Raw genomic sequence first — 18,001 nt, forward strand, 5'->3', positions numbered from 1 at the left:
TGGATCGCCGCAAAATAACAGCCCGTGGCTTTCTCAATTCATGGTCCATCCCGGCGAACCATTCCGTTCCAAAGGCAAGAGCGGCGCGTCTCCCGCCTGCTCGATTCGATAAGCATGAACTCACTGCAGCGACGAGCAAATTGCCGATCTGCCGCACACGCCAATCACCGAGTTGATGCGTCACAAAGTTGTGCATACAGCACGACTTAGAGCGATCCAACTCCGCGTTAGTTCAACAACTCGCAACAGGAGCACGTTTATGCCCGACGCCGTTATTATTTCGACCGCCCGCACCCCCATCGGCAAGGCTTATCGCGGCGCGCTCAACGCCACGGAGGGGGCGACGCTAATTGGTCACGCTATTCGGGAGGCGGTAGCTCGTGCCGAGGTCGAACCGAAGGACGTGGAGGACGTGGTGATCGGCGTCGCGATGCAGCAGGGCACAACTGGCAGCAACGTTGCACGCAAGGCGCTGCTCCGCGCTGGTCTTCCGGTTAGCGTCGGCGGCACCACAATTGACCGCCAATGCGCTTCAGGACTACAGGCGATTGCACTGGCCGCCCGATCGGTAATTTTTGACGGCATTGAGATTGCAGTCGGCGGGGGCGGCGAGTCTATCTCACTCGTCCAGAACGACAAAATGAACGCCTTCCACGCTGAGGATCCGGCACTTTTGAAGATCAAGAGTGAAGTCTACATGCCCATGATCGACACCGCCGAGGTTGTGGCTAAGCGTTACAACATCTCCCGCGAAATGCAGGACCAATATGCGTTGGAGAGCCAGCGTCGCATTGCAGCCGCGCAACGGGATGGCAAGTTCGCAGAGGAGCTTGCGCCTATCACGACCAAAATGCTCACGAGAGACAAGGCGACGCCCGAATTGGTTTTGAAGGATGTCACTCTTACGCAGGACGAGGGGCCGCGCCCCAACACTACGGCCGAAGGTCTCGCTAGCTTGGAGCCGGCGCGCGGCAATGGCTTCACCGTCACCGCCGGCAATGCTAGCCAGCTCTCGGACGGCGCCAGCGCCAGTGTCGTCATGAGCGACAAGGAGGCTGCCAAGCGAGGTCTGAAACCGCTTGGCATTTTCCGTGGCTTTGTCGTCCACGGCTGCGAGCCGGATGAAATGGGCATCGGTCCTGCGTTTGCCGTGCCGCGGCTGCTAAAGCGGCACGGACTGAGTGTCGACGACATTGATCTCTGGGAACTCAATGAGGCCTTCGCGGTACAGGTGATCTATTGCCGCGACCGACTCGGGATCGCCTCGGACAAAATCAATGTCAATGGTGGCGCCATTTCAGTCGGGCATCCCTACGGCATGTCCGGCGCCCGGCTAGCCGGCCACGCCCTGATCGAAGGCCGCCGCCGCAAAGCGAAATACGCGGTTGTCACGATGTGCGTCGGCGGCGGTATGGGCGCGGCTGGTTTGTTCGAGATCGTCCACTAGCAGAACGGAGCGCGAGTGTTTTAAATCTCGCGCTCCGTCCAAAGACGATTAGGGACGTCTGCGCGGCGCAATTTCCGCGACCATTCGCGGGGACCGGGGCTGCTTGTGTCCTTGCTGTTTCATCCCTGGCCGCCTGATCGAGCCAAGAGAGCCGGACGAAACCTCCTTCGCGGCGTATTGCAAACAACGGGTGAATTGGCATTGCCGCAGAAGTGTATTGACGTGCAACACGATGTATTACTAAAGTAATATTCTTTCGGTCATATGGCTATGGCATCAGAATGCAGTCGAGTGGTAACGACGCCAGCAAATTGAGCAATGCGGTTCTCAATCTGCGCGACCAGCAAAAAGTCGCGCGGCGTGCCGTAGGAACTGCTGCAGCATGACCTCTTCGGGATCCAGATCGGCACCGCCGGCTGGTCTGGCGGCCAAGCCGCGGGAGCAACCGCTTCAAGTTCGCTCGCAGGAGCAACTTGTGCCCCATCGCTATCGCTCCTTTGAAGAATACGGCGGCCCTCAAGCCAGTCTGGGCGTGGTTGGGTTTGTTGATGCGGCACTAGCCTGCCTGCGACACTCGGTGACGATCGCCGCGGCATGACAGTCTTCAATGAGGCAAATGGCGTCAGAGGCTTGGAACGTTCTGCTGTTTCGGCGAGCGCGCTCTCATTGCATTTCTGACGCCGCGCTGGATCCGGGGACTAAGCGCAGATGCGCTACCTTGGGGTTCACACGACTACGTGGCTGACGCCATTGTTGAGCTCATCTTGCGAGGCGGGGCCGGAACTAAACAGCTGTTTGGTCTAGAACGGGACGAAGGACAACATCATGATTAAAAATATGACGCCTATTGCTGCAGCATTTTCCGACATCCCCGGGCTCGGTGAAGCGATTTTGTGTGACATGTTGCTCCCGCGCTCGCTTGCCGGTGATCGCACGCCTTCGGCCAGCCACGTCGAGAACATCGAAGCGCACCGACGGAACGGGTTTTCATTTCTGTCGCTCACCATGGCGGGAGATGATGAAGCAGCACCGTCTCAGATCTATTCCAGACTAGCTAATTGGCGCTATCGCATTGGCCTTCATGCGGACAAATTCACGCTAGTCGATTCTGTCGAAGCCATCAGGGCAGCAAAGAAAAATAGTAAACTTGCGATCCGGTTTAATTTTCAGGGATCGGAAGCGCTGGGGCGCGACCTTGCCAATGTTGGGGCCTATTATAAGCTAGGCGTTGGTGTGATGGGGTTGGCGTACAATTACCACAACAATGTTGGAACGGGCAGTCTCGAGGCGGAGCAGAACGATATCGGTCTATCAAAATTTGGAAAAGCTCTGATAGTCGAGATGAACCGTGTGGGTATGATTGTTGATTGTTCGCATACGGGATATCGCACCACAATGGATGCGATGTCCGCCTCAACACAGCCCTGCATATTTTCACATTCAAATCCGCGGGCATTGTCGGATCATCCGAGGAATATTCGGGACGATCAAATCAAAGCTTGTGCGGAGAATAGGGGTGTTATTGGGATCCACGGTGTGGGGCCCTTTATGGGGGAACAATATGCAAAGAAGTGCACTGCGGATGCACTTGTTCGCCAAATCGATTATGTGGCTCAGCTCGTGGGGGCGAAGCACGTTGCGCTCGGTCTGGACTACTCGACTCCGGCTGACAACAAATGGATCATCGATAATCTGCTCCTTGGTGATACGTCTAAGATGGGACTTCCTGCTGAGCAGCCCTGGGGATTTTTTGACCCTGCGGAGCTCTCGCTTGTTTTGAAGCAGCTGCTTGACAAGGGCTACAGTGTTGATGATGTAACGGGGATCATGGGCGAGAACTTCTTGCGTGTTGCGGCACAGGTTTGGAAGTAGTTGGGCTTGACTCTCCGAAACTCGATCAGTGCAGCTACGCAATTCGCCGGTCTGGGCGAGTAACCGCCGAGTTTTTGAGGGCTTAACCTTTGCCTCGCGCGGTTTAGCTGTCGTGAATACAAAAGCCGCCGCCGGGCCACCCAGCGGCGGCTTTCTCATGGCGGGATGCTTCAACAACGGTCCGTCTTCTGGCTAAGCCGGTCGCTTAGCCGAGCCGGTCGGACCCTCTCGCGCACACGGGCAGACGCGCGCCGAGTGGTGCCTGTGTAAGGCCGCACATTGTCATCGCTCCGCCTGCACTCGTTCGCTTAACAAAGGAGCTCCCGATAACCCATGCTAGGATCAATGGAGCGCCAGGCGCCGGATCATGTTTGGATCCACACCACGCTTGGCTCGATCTTGCCGGCCGCGACGGGCTTAAGGTCATAGTGCGAGGCAAGCGATGCTGTCCTTCGTTCCAACGGAAGGTCTTATCTGGACGGGTTAACAGGCCTCCATTGGGCTTCAAGGGCAAGCTTGCGGTGGAGAACCCGCGCTACGAGCATATCAGAGCGTGCCGTGCCTTCCGACCGTGAAGTCGGTCCCGCACTCGCACGCTCCGACACGAACTGTCGACACTGTGGTGCGGCCCCACTTCCGAAATTCTTCGCGCCCTCTCGCGGACCAAAATGTTCTTGCGGTTCAGCAGAAACGATATAAGGTATTACAAAGAAATATAAGATGGTGTGAGGGGGGGGATTAGTATGAATCGTCGAGACGTTCTAACGGGCGCTCTGAAGCTCGGTGCCGCTTTCTCTATAAGTGCTCCGCTCGTCCTACCTCGTCGCGCTCAAGCTGCGACAACAATTTCATACGCAGGCTGGGGCGGTGCCTTCGGTGAGTTCGTTAAGGAACACTGGATCAAACCATTTACGGCGGAAACCGGCATTTCCGTCGAATATATCATGGGCCCGGAGTTGGCGAAGGTGAAGGCCCAGGTCGGATCTGGCGACGTTCAGTGGGACGTAGTGGAGTTGGGCAGTCAGATCTATGCGGGCGCGAAGGACGGTCTTTGGGAGGAGATCGATCACAAAATAATCGATCCTGCGCGTTTCGTTCGCACGCCGCCTCCTTTTGCTGTGCCCGCTGATATCTGGGTTGGTGGCATCGCATATGATCCAAGCCGCACGAAGCATCCGGCGAATGACTTTTCCCAGCTTTGGGACGTAAGGAATTTTCCCGGACGTCGCGCGCTTATTTCCTATCATGCCAACGAGTTGTTTGAAGTCGCGTTGCTTGCGGACGGCGTTGACCCGAGCAAACTGTATCCGCTTGATGTTAGTCGCGCCTTCAAGGCGCTGGAACGGATCAAGCCGGACGTCAAGAAGTGGTTCGCAGAACCCCAGCAGGGAGTGTCTCTCATTCAGACGAATGAAGCCGACTATACCTACGCGTATGGCGGCCGGGTTCGGCAAGCGAGCGGATCAGGCGTCACGATCGATCTGTCTTTCGGCCAGCGCCTTGGGGGAATGGCTTACAGGGCTGTGCCGAGAGGTTGTAAGCGGAAAGAAGCGGCGATGCGATTGATTGAGTTCGTCACCAGGCCGGAGCAGCAGGTCTTGCTCGCCAACAAGTACGGCGCATCGCCGGCAATAAAAGGTGTCGAGCAACAGATAGACGAGAAGGTGCGGCCCTGGATCTTCGATTTCAACAATCCCAAGAACGTGCTTATGAACGATGAGTACTGGGGCGATCATTATTTCGAACTCGACAAGCGTTTCAAGGAGTGGATCCTGACGTAAGAATGTCGGGGCGAGAGCATCACAGAGAGCGGAATGAGTGAATTTATCGATCGCCTTGAGTGGTGGATCGACGCCTGGCATGGCATCTCAGCGCCGACTGAGCATGCAAAGCGCATGACTGCGGATCTCGCCGATCTCATCCGAAAGCTCGAGAGCCTGCGAGGCTCCTTGCGCTTCGAGGACGAGCCGGCGAGCTTCGAGTTGGCACTCATCCAAGCTAAGGGAAAGCCCCCATGAGCGGCCCCGCCGATCTTACCTTGACCGAGGCCGCGGCGGCGGTCCAGAAGCGTAAGCTCTCTTCGGTCGAGCTCCTGGATGCGTGCTTCACCAACATCGAGCGCGCAAACAAGCAGATCAACGCCACCATTTGGCTCGACTACGAGGGCGCCCGCAATTCCGCCCGCAAAGCCGATCAAGCGGTGAAGAAAGGCGCTAAGCTCGGCCGGCTGCATGGCGTGCCCATGGCGCATAAGGACATTTTCTACCGCAAGGGCAAGCCGTGCACCTGCGGTTCGCGAATCCGCAAGGATTTGGTGCCTGACGTGACTGCGACCGTCCTCGCTCGCATGGAAATGGCGGGCGCCTACAGCTTTGGCGGGCTCGACATGGGCGAGTTCGCGATGGGCGGGAGTGGGCACAACAGGGAATTCGGCGACTGTCGTAATCCGTGGAACCTATCTTACGTGACGGGTGGATCCTCCTATGGATCGGGAGCGGCAGTGGCCGCGCGCATGACGTTTGCGTCCCTCGGGTCCGACACCGGCGGCTCGATCCGGGTTCCTGCGGCCGCCTGCGGCGTCACCGGCATCAAGCCGACCCAGACTCGGGTCAGCCGCGCCGGAGTCATGCCGCTCCCCTTCTCTACCGACACTGCTGGCCCTCTTGCCCGCACTGCCCGCGACTGTGCGCGCATTCTCACCGTCATCGCAGGGCATGATCCTCTGGATCCCGCCAGCTCGAACGAGAAGGTGCCGAACTATGAGGCGGCACTCGACGGTAAAATCGAGGGGCTCAAGATCGGCGTGCCCACGACGTATTTCCTGGATAAGGCCGATCAGCCAGTTGCGCTCGCGTTGGAGGAGGCGCTCAGGGGGTTGGCCAAACGGGGCGCCAAGGTCCAACGCATCGCGCTGCCCTTTGTCGACGCGATCCTGTCCTATGCCAGCTTCGTGGCCAGGGTCGAAGCGGCTGCCATCCATGCCGAGTGGATGCGCAAGCGTCCGCAGGATTCCGGCCAGGAAATCTCGAGCCGGCTTTATGCGAGCTACGCTATCCCCGCGACGTACTATGTCGAAGCCTTGTCGCGGCGCGGACCGCTCCTAGCCGTGTTCGCCAAAGAGGTGTTCGGCCGCGTCGACGTGCTGGCCACGCCTACGATCCGGACCTGCGTACCGACTCTGGTTGAGGCCGAGCCCACGTTGTTGTTGGGCACCAACACCCGCTTTCTTCAACTACTTGGGGTTGCCGTCGATCAGCGTGAACTGCGGCTTCGACCCAAATGGGCTGCCCATAGGCCTCTCCTTCGCCGGGCGCCCCTTCGCCGAGGCTGACCTGCTCAGAGTGGCCGACGCTTATCAGCAGCAAACCGATTGGCACAGGCGCCGCCCCTCGGTGTTGGCTTAAAGCATGGAGCACGCATGCGCTTCGCGATCGATGCTTGGGGGACTACGTGCTTACCAGCCTGCTTCAGGCTAGCCTGTGCACGCGCGGCGCTGCGTGAGGCCGTCGCGCTAATCCGGCCAATCCTTTCGGACGAACGACCAAACGAACTTCATAGCTGGCAGCGAGCGGACCTGCCATGCATGGGCTCAAGCGCAGCACGTGGTATCCAAGGCGAGCATCCAATGCCGGAGCAGCTCGCGCAAGACGATTATTCTGGCGTTCGACGGACAAAGCGATCCTCCCCCGGATGAAATCCGTCGAGGAACGCTGCCGATCTTTCCTGGCACGACCCGACTTGGTCGTGACGGCGTTAAGGGGCCATCACCTTCCAGCGCCTCGACAATAGTTGTAGACGATCTGCGAGGGATTATGGGCGAGAACTTCTTGCGTGTTGCGGGGGAAGTTTGGACATAGCTCTGCGAAGCTTTTCCTAAGGGCAACTTTTCAGTGGTCGTCGCGCGAAGGCGCCAACGGCTGCACCCCTCAACCGGATCATCGCGACAGAACGTATGCTGGCAGGAGGCGACTCGAGCGGGTACATTTTGAAGGGCGTGGCCTCTGTAGCTGAAGATTGTTGCCATTGTTGGGCCCATTTGCCGTTGCCTACTTACCTGCTCACCAAAACGGCCGCCGGCGATCCCGCGCAAGTAAGCGACGCTAGAATCGCGCCACATCATCTCCTCACCAGCAGCAGAGGCGAGCAGCCCTATTGCTTCTTCATCAACAGGAAGCTACCGGGGTCCCGATCTACGCTCGCGTCAAGGCGACGTACGTTGAGCGTCGACGTCGATGTCTGATCTCTCTATCCGACCTTTGTTCTGGGACCCGTTGGGTGGAATCTCAAATGAAAATGGAGTTGCGGATCACCTAAATATGAAGTATCGTATTCTGATACGAATAATTTTCGGAGGGGCGCATGAAGCGTAGAGACGTATTGACAGGTGCTCTGAAGCTGGGTGCGGCGTTGTCTCTGAGTGCTCCCTTCGTCGGGCCGCGTCGCGCGCAAGCTGCTGGCTCAGTGACGCTAGTGAGCTGGGGCGGGAGTTGGGGGGACCTCGTGAAGGAGGTTCTCATCAGGCCCTTCACGGCTGAAACTGGAATCTCTGTCGAATACCTTACCGGTCCAGACTTGGCGAGGGTGAAGGCGCAGGTCGCAACCAACAACATTGAGTGGGACATAGTCGACCTCAGCGGGCCTGCGATCTATGCGGGTGCGAACCAGGGTTTATGGGAGCCGATTGACCAAAAAATACTTGATCCTTCGCGGTTTGTTGCGAAGCCGCCTCCTTTTGCTGCCCCCGTAGGTTATCAGACGTTAGGTATTGCTTATGACCCCAGCCGAACAAAGCAGCCGGCACAGGACTTTGGGCAGCTATGGGACGTCAAGAACTTTCCCGGGCGCCGTGCCCTCATTTCTTATCATGCTAATGAGTTGCTCGAAGGTGCCTTGCTTGGCGATGGTGTTGCCCCAAAGGAGCTGTACCCGCTTGACATAGACCGCGCTTTTAGGGCGCTCGAGCGGATTAAGCCATACGTGAAACGCTGGTTCGCGGAAACCGCTCAAGGGATTACGCTTCTTCAGACTAACGAAGCCGACTACACTCTCACGTACGTGAACAGAGCCAAGGCCGCGAAAGAGTCTGGCGCTTCGATTAGCTTCTCGCGCGACCAGTGTATCCTGACCGTTGAATACTTTGCTGTGGTGAAGGGTACCCAGAGGAAGGAGGCCGCAATGCGGTTCCTTGAATTCGCAACCAGACCGGACCGCCAGGCGCTGATCTCCAACAAAACTGCTGGAATTCCATCCGCAAAGGGTGCGAAAGAGCTCATGGACCAGGAGGCGAAGCGCTGGAGCGCCGATCTGGACAATCCCAAGAACGTGATTACGGATAACCAATATTGGGGCGATCATTTCGTCGAGCTCGACAAGCGTTTCAAAGAGTGGCTCCTAACGTGAGGTGAACGGCTATATCTCCCTCCCGCACTGCGCCATTGCTCGATTGGTTCTGAGAAATGGCAAAGCGTCTACGGTGATACATCGTGTCATCGACTCATGATCGCGCGTTCTTCCAGCGGAGCAGCTTTATGCAAGATCTCTGGCGCCTATCGGCCGGCGAACTCGCCATCCTGATTAAATCGAAGCAAGTCTCGGCCAAAGAGGCGGCCACGGCCGCGCTGGGGCGATTGGAGGCAGTCAATCCGAAGATCAACGCGGTCATCGATCACCGGCCCGAGGAGGTGTTGAAAGAGGCCGCCGAGGTTGACGGGAGAATTGCACGTGGGCAAACGATCGGCGCACTGGCCGGCGTGCCAATCACTGTCAAAGATTGTATCGATCAAGAAGGCTTTGCGAACACCAGCGGCGTCAGGCTGCTAGCCGACGCGATCGCTAGAAGCAATAATCCTGTGGTCGACAATCTGCGCAAAGCTGGTGCACTCATTCTAGGGCGCACCAATTGTCCTGCGTTTTGCTCGCGCTATTTCACCACCAACCTAATCCATGGCGACACCAAGAATCCGCGCGACGCCTTGCTGACGCCGGGCGGCTCTTCGGGTGGCGCGAGCTCAGCAGTTGCCGCCGGCATTGGGCACATCGCGCACGGTACCGACATCGCGGGATCAATCCGCTACCCTGCCTACGCCTGCGGCGTGCATGGCTTGCGGCCGACTATAGGACGAATCGCCGCCTTCAACGCATCGCGACCAGAATGGAGCATCGGCGGGCAGCTTACGGCGGTTTCCGGTCCGCTTGCGCGCACGATCCACGACGTGCGCATCGCGCTTGCCGCAATGTCTGCAAGGGACGTACGCGACCCTTGTTGGGTTCCAGCCCCGCTGGAAGGTCCACCGACGCCAAAGCGTGCTGCGCTGTGTCTCAATCCGGACGGCCTCGAGACAGCGGCCGAAGTGAAAGCCGCCATCAGCGATGCCGGCAAGCGGCTCGAACGCGCTGGTTGGACGGTGGAAACAATCGAGAATACGCCGCCCATGCTGGAGGCCGCCGATTTGCAGATGAAGCTGTGGCTCGGATATACCTTTGAGGCGCAATTGGCCGACGCCGAGCGGGAGGGCGATCCCGGCGCGCTCGCCTGTTTGCGCGGCCATCGGACGAAAGTCTTTCCATTCGACGCGACATCCTATCTGACAGCGTTGACCCGGCGCGCCACGTTGACCCGCGAGTGGCTACAGTTCTTCGAAAAATACGCCGTGCTGCTGGTTCCGATCTCGGCCGAACTGCCGTTTGCGGACAATCTCGACCTCAAGGACGAGGCCGCTTTCGAAAGGGTCTGGCGGGCACAATTGACGCAGATCGCCATTCCCTTCATGGGCCTGCCTGCGCTCAGCGTCGCGACAGGCCTCGTCGGCCGCGCTCCCGTAGGCGTGCAGGTCGTGTCAGGGCGCTACCGCGAAGACCTTTGCTTGCTCGCGGGCGAGGCGATTGAGGCGGGCGGGGTGCCCCCATCGCCAATCGATCCGATAAACTGAAGATATGCCCCACTCAGCTGTGGGCTCGACATAGTTCGAGCCACGTAGTGGTCAACTTGATGCGGATCCTTTTCCCGTCCTGTACGATATCGCGTAACAAGGGTACTACTACTGCATGACTGATGATCAAACCAAGCCCGCAGGTCGAACTGAGATTGAGCAACAGGCGCTTGACCATGTTTGGATCCACACCGCGCGCTGGCGTGATCTTGCCGAGCATGACGGGCTCCGGGTTATGGTTCGGGGCGAGGGTTGCCGTCTGTTCGACTCCAACGGAAGATCCTATCTCGATGGGTTGGCGGGCCTCTATGTGGTAAACGTCGGACATGGCCGGACCGAGATTGCCGAAGCGATGGCAAAACAGGCTCGCGAGCTCGCCTACGTTTCAGCTTCCAGCTACACCAATCTCCCGGCGGTTCAGCTAGCCGACGTGCTAGCCTCGATAACTCCGGGAGACCTCAATCGCTTCTTTTTCTGCTCCGGCGGCTCGGAGGCTGTTGAAAGCGCGATGAAGATTGCTAAGCAAGCGCAGGCGATGAGGGGCTTTCCCAAGCGCTACAAGATTATTGCCCGCCGTGGCGGTTACCATGGCGCGACGTTTGGCTCGATGAGTATCACCTCTTCGCGAAGCGAGAAGTTCTTCGGTCCGTTCATGTACGGCGTCAGTTTCGTACCGTCGCCCAACCGCTATCGCAACGATTTTGGCCTTGATGGCGAAGAGGGGGATCTGCGCTGCGCCGAAGCCGTCGAGCAGGAGATCGAGGCCCAAGGGCCGGATACAGTTGCCGCGGTGATTGGCGAGCCGATATCCGTCGCCAACAGCACTCATGTTCCGGCGGTCAGCTATTGGAAGCGGATGCGCGAAATCTGCGACAAGCACGGTGTTTTTCTTATTATGGATGAGGTCATCAACGGATTTGGTCGAACCGGGACCATGTTCGCAACAGAACAATATGGCGTGGTCCCAGATCTCATGACTATGGCGAAAGGACTATCATCGGGCTATGCCCCGATCGGCGCCGTTGCCGTCAGGGAGACTCTTTATGAGGAGTTCAAGAAGCAAGATGCGGCGCTTGGGCACCTCCTGACCTTCGGCGGCCAGGCTGTGTCCTGCGCCGCGGCTCTCAAAAACATAGAAATTATTCAGCGAGAGCGGCTTGCGCAGCGCAGCGCGGAGAACGGCAAGTACCTCCTGGAGCGCCTCGAACTCTTGCGGTCGCATCCGACTGTTGGCGATGTGCGGGGACGCGGCCTGATGTGCGCGGTCGAGCTGGTCAAGGACAAGGTCAGCAAAGAACCATTCGCCTGGGGGCCAGCGGCGGGCGACCATCCCTTCAACCGGCGGATCTCTGCCGCGATGCAGGATCGCGGTTTGCTGACGCGCGCTTACATGGCCATTCACCTCTGCCCGCCTCTTGTCGCGACACGGGACGAAATCGATCAAATGGTCTCGATCGTGGACGAGAGCCTCACCGTTGCCGAACGCGAGTTCGACTACACCTGAAGAGCCTCGGTTGCGCAGCGCTCAGAGAGGTCTTAAGACAGCTGCGCACTGCCTCCCGATGCGCTTGTGATGACCGGGAGTACGTCTTTGGTGGGGTGATCGGGCGTGTCATCCTTCCAGCGCACCGAGCCGAAGGGACGCTCCAACATGCGGCGCACGCGTACGGGATCGGGGCCGAGGTGGAACGCCGTGGCCTGTCGTTCCAGCGTGACCTCCGATTGGGTCGAGCGGTTGCGCTGGCGCAGGTAGTCGAACCAGGTCGGGCAGTGATAGCGCTCGGTCCACAATTCGGGGTCGGCGATATCGCGTGCGATCGACCAGCCATAGGCGCCGTTGCGCTGGCGAAACAGCTGCACCTCCTGCATCAGGTTGTGGAACGGCCGCGCATTGTCCTGGGTGACGCGATATTCGATCTCGACCACCAGTGGTCCGCTGCGCGCGGTGAGCGCGAGCCGCACCTCGGGATCCGCAAGCAGCTTGGTCTCTTCGCCTCGCGCGCCAGTGCGTGGCATGCGCAACCAGATCCCCAGGAGCGGCGAGGCCAGCATCAGGGCGGCCGAGACCAGAAGCGCGTTTTCAACCCCGACGGCATCGGTGAGACGGCCCCAGCCCCAGCTACCTACGGCAATGCCGCCGGAGCCCGCCGCCTGATAAGCCGCAAGTGAACGGCCCGCCACCCAGCGCGGGGCCGACAGCTGCACGCCAATGTTGAACAGCACCCAGGCCATCATCCACACCGCCCCCGCCAGGACCAGCGCAGCCGCCGTCAACGCCGCCTGATGGCTCAGCGCCACCGCGGCGATGGCTCCGCCCATCGACACCGAGCAGGCGCGGATCGCGGCCTCCCCGCTCATGCGCTTGCGCATCTCGGGGATATTGAGAGCGCCGATCACGCCGCCCAGGCCAAAAGCGCTGAGCATGATGCCGTAGGTGGGAGCGCCGCCGTGCAGGAGATCGCGCGCCACCAGCGGCATCAGCGCGATGATCGCGCCGCCGATCACGCCGATGACCATGGTGCGGATCAGCACGATCTTGATCGCCGGCGAATTGGCGATGTAGCGCACGCCCGAGATCATGGCGCGGTTGAGCCTTTCAGGGGGCAGGCGAGAGGGCTCAGAGACGCGCTTCCACAGGAACAGCGCGACCATCAGGGGCAAATAGAGCAGCGCATTGAGCGCAAACGCAGCCATTGCGCCCGCGGTCGCCACCACAAGACCGCCGATCGCCGGCCCTACACTGCGCGCGATGTTGTAGCTGATGCCGTTGAGCGCAACGGCCGCCGGCAGTGTCTCCAGCGGTACCTGCTCGCTGACCGAGGATTGCCAGGCCGGCCCCATGAGCGCCATGCCGCTGCCGACCACAAAGCAGAGCAGCAGCAACAGATTCGGTGTAGCAAGACCCAGCCAATCGAGAACAGTCAGCGCGGTTGCACCGCAAAGCTCGATCGAAAGCGCAACCAGCGCCACGATGCGCCGATCATGCATGTCGGCAATCGCGCCGGCTGGCATCGAGATCAGCATCACGGGCAGGAAGAGCGCCGTCTGCACCAGTGCGACCTGGTCCGCGGACGCCGCCATCTGTGTCATTGCCCAAGCCGCGCCGACGCCCTGGATCAGAATGCCGAGATTGGTAAGCACGCTCGCGAGCCAGATGCGCCGGAAGGCGACATGGCGCAGAGGGGCGGTGATGCCTTCAGCGCTGAACATCTGGCGCTTGGACGCATCAGTCATATTGGATCCTGTCTGGCCTGCCCGTACCTTGATTCTGGATCACAGCAGGGGAGGCTGCCGTCGAGCTCGAACGGGATCATCACGCGTGCCCGCACTTGGTCCATCAAGCCTCATTGGCCAACCTGGGTTCTGAGGCGGCTCACGAACGGAGCGCAATCGCGTCGCCTGGCAGCCAGTCGACCCAAACTTCCTCGCCGGGCTCGAGGATTGGCGTTCCGGAGCCACTATTCTGCAAGCCCGCGAGACGTTGATCTCCTGCCGCGATCACATACCGGATCGCGTGGCCCACGAATGCGCGGTTTTGAATAACTCCTCGCAGTCCAGACGTGCCAGGTCGATCAAGCCGCGACAGTCGAACCGACTCTGGCCGGACCATCACCTTGACCGGGTTGCCCGAGCTGACATCGCCCTGCAGCGAGCAACAGATCACCGATCCATCATTCGTTCGAACCCGCGCGACGTCGCCGGAGGCCTGATCCACAGTTCCAGTGACCAGGTTCGAGTCTCCCAGGAAATCTGCCACAAACTCGTTCGTGGGCCGGAAATAAAGGTCATTGGGAGTGCCGACTTGTTCAATGCGAGCATGGTTCATGACGCAGATCCGGTCGGACAGAACCAGCGCCTCCTCCTGATCATGAGTGACGTAAAGAATCGTTACGCCAAGCTCTGCGTGTATTTTCTTGATCTCGAACTGGAGCTGGAGCCTCAGCTTCTTGTCGAGAGCCCCAAGCGGCTCATCCATCAGGATGAGCTTTGGCTTGTAGACGAGACAACGCGCGATCGAGACCCGCTGCTGTTGACCGCCCGAAAGTTCTTTCGGCTGCCGTTGCGCGAAATCCCTCAGGCGGACCACGTCAAGTGCGGCCATGACCTGACGCTCGATGTCCTGCTTGGCAAACTTGCGAATGCGCAGCGGAAAAGCTACGTTGTCAAAGACAGTCATGTGCGGCAGCAGCGCGTAGTTCTGGAAAACCATGCCCAGATTCCGCTCGCGCGCGGCGATATGGGTGACGTCGCGGCCATCGATCAACACGGCGCCGCCGGTTGGCATCACCATCCCCGCAACGATGTTGAGCAGCGTCGTCTTGCCCGAGCCGCTTGGACCCAACAAGGTCAAGAATTCTCCGGGCGCAATGGACAGGTTGATCCTGTCGAGCGCGACGACGGGTCCATAGCTTTTTCTGAGATCGCGAAACTGCACCGCAGCTTGCAAAGGCTTATCCATTGTTTGTCCAGCCCGTTTTATTCCGTGCATTGCCTAGAAGTCTCCTCCGTAGCTGTCGTTTTATCGCAAAAAATGTTTCATATTGCAATCCGATATGCAAGGTCGTAATAAGTTACCTATGTCAATCGAAGTGACTAAAGCGGCCAATTCTCTCTAGGAATGGAGAATATAGGCAATGAGTTTCAGCCTTCGCGGTAAAACGGCTCTTGTTACCGCAGCGAGCGAAGGTCTTGGCCTTGCGTCAGCCATCAAGATCGCCTCCGCTGGAGCGCGCGTTGCGATCTCTGGTCGAGATACGACGAAACTAGCTAAAGCAAAAAAGGTAATCGATGCTGCCAGTGGCAATGGATCGACTATTGCAATAGCGGCAGATCTCACGAAGGCTGCCGATACAGAGCGGCTTGTTGCAGAAACGCTCAGGCAGTTCGATAGTCTCGATATATTGGTAATCAATTCCGGCCATGTGCGGTCCGGGACAGTCGAAGATCTCGACGATCTGGATTGGTACCAAGCCTTTGACCTTCTTCTAATGAGTGCTGTGCGGTTGACCCGATTGGTCGTGCCGCATATGCGCAAGCGGAAGATCGGCGATATAGCCTACATCACGGCATCGCGTGTCCGTGAGCCGAACGAATTGATCCTATCAAATGCGTTTCGTGCTGGCGTTTCCAGCCTGGCAAAAACGTTGTCCCATGCGGTTGGCGGCGATAATATCCGAGTGAACGTCCTTGCGCCTGGACCTTTTAATACTGCGCAGCTGATTCGGCGCATTAATGAAAAGGCGCTGGCCGAGAAAACCAGCCATTCGGAGGCTGCCCGTCGAATGACCAGCCACATTCCCTTGGAACGCTTCGGTGAGGTTGAGGAGTTTGGGGCGCTCGTCGCGTTCGTTGTTAGCCGTGAGGCGGCGTACTTGACCGGTTCAACGATCGTGATGGATGGCGGTATCGGGCGCTATGCCTTCTAGGTTTCACCGCACGCTGTTTCATGAGCACGAGAGAAAGCTCTCGCGGCGAAGTCAATCGCTTAGCAATGGCCTTTTGGCAACCTGAGTAGTTTTGCGCTTTGCCGAAGTCCGAATGGAAGAGGGCGATCCTGCGCACGAAGACATCGATCGCAAGGACCTGGCTTTTAGTCGGTAGATGAATGCGCAGATCACCGTTTCAAAACAAACGCGCGGCGACTCCGCTTGTGGCGAGGCTTCGGCATACCGCGTCCATGCGATACGCAACTGATCGAGGCGAGGTCAAGCCGGCGGAAAGCCTCCCAGCGTTCTCATCGCGCCGGCGACGCCCGCCACGTGGCGGTTAATGGGGTCGCCGCGGCGGCTGCTCTCGAGGCGGTGAAGTGGAGCGGGCACCCCCTCGATCGCACTTTACCTTCTGGCATATTCGCTGCTCTCGGTCTCAATCCCCTTCTGGCCAACGGGAACAAAAAATCATATTGCAATCCGATATAGAAAATCGTATTGAGCTCCTATGTCAATCGAGATGAATCGACGGGAATTGGTCGAGTTTGTGGGCCCGGTGTCGGCCGTCATGGCGTTTGGCCTGCTCATGCCGCTCGCCTTCATCGTCTATAATAGTCTCGGCGCTGCCCATCCGTCCCTGGATGCCTACATTAATTTGTTCCAGAGCCGGCTGTTCCTTCGCGTCACATGGACAACCATCGAGATATCCGTGGCCTCGACCGTTGTAAGTGTGTTGCTGGGCTACCCGATCGCTCTGCATCTGTCCCGGCTTTCCGATCGGTGGCGCCCGATCTTCCTGATCTTCGTTCTGTTGCCCTTCTGGACCAGCATTTTGGTCAAGAGCTATTCCTTTATTGTTGTTCTGGGTGATCAGGGGATCGTCAATAGTGCGTTCGCCGCCGTGGGGCTGCCGCGCCTGCCGATGATGTTCAATCGTGTGGGCGTCCTTGTCGGAATGAGCAATTACCTGATCCCGTTTGTGGTATTCCCCCTGCTCTCCAGTTTGCTTGCGCAAAGCGCGGATCTGCGAAAGACCGCCGCGGTAATGGGCGCGTCCGATCTCCGCATCTTCTGGCAGATCACGTTTCCGCTGAGCGCGCCTGGTCTCGTCGCCGGCGCGATCATGTGTTTCGTCATTTCCCTTGGCTTCTTCATTACGCCGGCTCTGCTCGGCGGACGGCAGGATATGATGGTTGCCAATCTCATCGACTTCTACACGCGTGAGTCGCTGGATTGGGCGACCGCATCGGCCATTGCCGTGCTTCTTTTTGCGGTGAGCGCAACGCTCCTGCTCCTGGTCGGCAAGCTCCGAGGCAGCAACGGTTTGATCTGAAGGAGAGCCAGCTTGACTTCGACCGTTTCAGAGCGAGCCTTTTCAAAGGGCTGGATTGTGGTCGCGCTGGCCACAATCCTTTACATCTACTTGTTGTTCCCAAGCTTGATCATCGTGCCGATTTCGTTTGGCAACAAGGTCGAGCTGGTCTTTCCACCGACGCATTATTCTGTCGATTTGTATCGCGAATATTTCGGCTCGCCCGATTGGCTGGTCGTGACATACCGAAGCGCGGCCTATGCTCTACTCGCATCGGCGCTCGCGATGCTGGTCGGGGTGCCGGGCGCCTACGCGCTCGCGCGCACGAATTTCCCCGGCAAGCGGCTGCTCGTGCTCTTGATCTTGAGCCCCATGCTGGTGCCGGTCGTCGTGATTTCGCTTGGGCTCTACTTCTACTATCTGCGGATTTCCCTCACCAACACGATCGTCGGGTTGGTCCTTGCCCATGCGATGTACGTCACGCCGTTCGTGATCCTGACGATATCGGCCGGCATTGAGAATCTGGACGAGCGGCTGGAAAAGGTGGCAGTCATCATGGGCGCCACTCAGTGGCGCGCATTTCGCCAGGTCGTGCTGCCGCAACTCATTCCTTCGCTGATCTCCGCAGGACTGTTCGCATTCCTGATGTCGTTCGACGAAGTTGTGATCGCCTGGTTCATCACGGGGCCGAGCACCATGACGCTGCCAGTCAAGATGTATTCGAGCATCAAGTGGGAAAGCGCCCCCGTTCTGGCGGCGATCGCAACAATCCTCACCGCTCTTTCGATTTTCATCTGTGTTGCCACCGTTGCGCTGACCAGAGGGCGCACGACGGCCAAATAGATCGCTAAGAACGCGCCGCAACAGGGCTTATGGATTATGGAGGGTCGAGAGAGGGCCTTTTCCGGAAACGATTGATCCCAGAAATTGTCGATCCTGCACCATTTGTTTGGACGCCGGCTGCTTTCGCTGCGCCCGTGCACATCAGGATGGGCATCATCACCGACGACCC

Annotated in this window: 13 protein-coding genes and 1 pseudogene; 12 read left to right on the plus strand and 2 right to left on the minus strand. The window is 58.7% G+C overall.

Features of this window, described 5'->3' with window-relative positions:
- Nucleotides 1–259 precede the first annotated feature (259 nt).
- From ACYCVF_RS35935 to ACYCVF_RS35975, 9 genes and pseudogenes are all read left to right on the plus strand, one after another.
- Nucleotides 260–1,447: an acetyl-CoA C-acyltransferase gene (locus tag ACYCVF_RS35935; protein ID WP_459607539.1), complete on the plus strand. Its 1,188-nt coding sequence runs from the start codon at nucleotides 260–262 to the stop codon at nucleotides 1,445–1,447.
- 825 nt (nucleotides 1,448–2,272) lie between these two features.
- Nucleotides 2,273–3,319: a dipeptidase gene (locus tag ACYCVF_RS35940; RefSeq protein WP_459607537.1), complete on the plus strand. Its 1,047-nt coding sequence runs from the start codon at nucleotides 2,273–2,275 to the stop codon at nucleotides 3,317–3,319.
- Nucleotides 3,320–4,062: 743 nt separating this feature from the next.
- Nucleotides 4,063–5,100, plus strand: coding sequence for an ABC transporter substrate-binding protein (locus ACYCVF_RS35945; protein ID WP_459607536.1), 1,038 nt, complete (start codon nucleotides 4,063–4,065; stop codon nucleotides 5,098–5,100).
- A 33-nt stretch (nucleotides 5,101–5,133) separates the two neighbouring features.
- Nucleotides 5,134–5,337 carry a hypothetical protein gene (locus ACYCVF_RS35950; RefSeq protein WP_459607534.1) on the plus strand — a complete coding sequence of 68 codons (204 nt, stop codon included), beginning with the start codon at nucleotides 5,134–5,136 and terminating at the stop codon, nucleotides 5,335–5,337.
- A pseudogene (locus tag ACYCVF_RS35955) lies at nucleotides 5,334–6,506 on the plus strand (amidase); the annotation flags it as partial. The gene ACYCVF_RS35950 and the pseudogene ACYCVF_RS35955, both read left to right, overlap by 4 nt.
- 70 nt (nucleotides 6,507–6,576) lie before the next feature.
- A complete protein-coding gene (locus ACYCVF_RS35960) occupies nucleotides 6,577–6,723 on the plus strand; it encodes a hypothetical protein (RefSeq protein ID WP_459607532.1) in 147 nt (48 codons plus the stop codon).
- 955 nt (nucleotides 6,724–7,678) lie between these two features.
- Nucleotides 7,679–8,719, plus strand: a complete 1,041-nt coding sequence (locus ACYCVF_RS35965) for an ABC transporter substrate-binding protein (RefSeq protein ID WP_459607530.1) — start codon at nucleotides 7,679–7,681, stop codon at nucleotides 8,717–8,719.
- Between the two features lie 128 nt (nucleotides 8,720–8,847).
- A complete protein-coding gene (locus ACYCVF_RS35970) occupies nucleotides 8,848–10,248 on the plus strand; it encodes an amidase family protein (RefSeq protein ID WP_459607528.1) in 1,401 nt (466 codons plus the stop codon).
- 115 nt (nucleotides 10,249–10,363) lie between these two features.
- Nucleotides 10,364–11,752 (plus strand): aminotransferase family protein, encoded by a 1,389-nt coding sequence (locus tag ACYCVF_RS35975; RefSeq protein WP_459607526.1) that lies wholly within the window; start codon nucleotides 10,364–10,366, stop codon nucleotides 11,750–11,752.
- Nucleotides 11,753–11,784: 32 nt separating this feature from the next.
- Here the strand turns inward: ACYCVF_RS35975 and ACYCVF_RS35980 are convergent, their stop codons facing one another.
- Both ACYCVF_RS35980 and ACYCVF_RS35985 read right to left on the minus strand, forming a co-directional pair.
- The gene (locus ACYCVF_RS35980; protein WP_459607525.1) at nucleotides 11,785–13,482 is read right to left on the minus strand and encodes an MFS transporter; all 1,698 of its coding nucleotides are present in this window, start codon (nucleotides 13,480–13,482) and stop codon (nucleotides 11,785–11,787) included.
- A 139-nt stretch (nucleotides 13,483–13,621) separates the two neighbouring features.
- A complete protein-coding gene (locus ACYCVF_RS35985) occupies nucleotides 13,622–14,707 on the minus strand; it encodes an ABC transporter ATP-binding protein (protein WP_459607498.1) in 1,086 nt (361 codons plus the stop codon).
- A gap of 175 nt (nucleotides 14,708–14,882) precedes the next feature.
- Here ACYCVF_RS35985 and ACYCVF_RS35990 point away from each other — a divergent pair, with 175 nt between their 5' ends.
- From ACYCVF_RS35990 to ACYCVF_RS36000, 3 genes are all read left to right on the plus strand, one after another.
- Nucleotides 14,883–15,674 (plus strand): SDR family oxidoreductase, encoded by a 792-nt coding sequence (locus ACYCVF_RS35990; RefSeq protein ID WP_459607496.1) that lies wholly within the window; start codon nucleotides 14,883–14,885, stop codon nucleotides 15,672–15,674.
- 511 nt (nucleotides 15,675–16,185) lie between these two features.
- Entirely contained in the window at nucleotides 16,186–17,010 is an 825-nt protein-coding gene (locus tag ACYCVF_RS35995) for an ABC transporter permease (protein ID WP_459607494.1), read from the plus strand.
- Between the two features lie 57 nt (nucleotides 17,011–17,067).
- On the plus strand, nucleotides 17,068–17,832 hold the full coding sequence (locus tag ACYCVF_RS36000) for an ABC transporter permease (RefSeq protein ID WP_459607492.1): 765 nt from the start codon (nucleotides 17,068–17,070) through the stop codon (nucleotides 17,830–17,832).
- Nucleotides 17,833–18,001: the final 169 nt, after the last annotated feature.

The sequence above is a fragment of the Bradyrhizobium cedriense genome (genome assembly GCF_054602315.1).

Coding starts and splice junctions, on each gene's coding strand:
- ACYCVF_RS35985 (WP_459607498.1), bottom strand. CDS start 14,707: ATGGATAAGCCTTTGCAAGCTGCGGTGCAGTTTCGCGATCTCAGAAAA.
- ACYCVF_RS35995 (WP_459607494.1), top strand. CDS start 16,186: ATGTCAATCGAGATGAATCGACGGGAATTGGTCGAGTTTGTGGGCCCG.
- ACYCVF_RS35945 (WP_459607536.1), top strand. CDS start 4,063: ATGAATCGTCGAGACGTTCTAACGGGCGCTCTGAAGCTCGGTGCCGCT.
- ACYCVF_RS35980 (WP_459607525.1), bottom strand. CDS start 13,482: ATGACTGATGCGTCCAAGCGCCAGATGTTCAGCGCTGAAGGCATCACC.
- ACYCVF_RS35970 (WP_459607528.1), top strand. CDS start 8,848: ATGCAAGATCTCTGGCGCCTATCGGCCGGCGAACTCGCCATCCTGATT.
- ACYCVF_RS35950 (WP_459607534.1), top strand. CDS start 5,134: ATGAGTGAATTTATCGATCGCCTTGAGTGGTGGATCGACGCCTGGCAT.
- ACYCVF_RS35935 (WP_459607539.1), top strand. CDS start 260: ATGCCCGACGCCGTTATTATTTCGACCGCCCGCACCCCCATCGGCAAG.
- ACYCVF_RS35975 (WP_459607526.1), top strand. CDS start 10,364: ATGACTGATGATCAAACCAAGCCCGCAGGTCGAACTGAGATTGAGCAA.
- ACYCVF_RS35940 (WP_459607537.1), top strand. CDS start 2,273: ATGATTAAAAATATGACGCCTATTGCTGCAGCATTTTCCGACATCCCC.
- ACYCVF_RS35990 (WP_459607496.1), top strand. CDS start 14,883: ATGAGTTTCAGCCTTCGCGGTAAAACGGCTCTTGTTACCGCAGCGAGC.
- ACYCVF_RS35965 (WP_459607530.1), top strand. CDS start 7,679: ATGAAGCGTAGAGACGTATTGACAGGTGCTCTGAAGCTGGGTGCGGCG.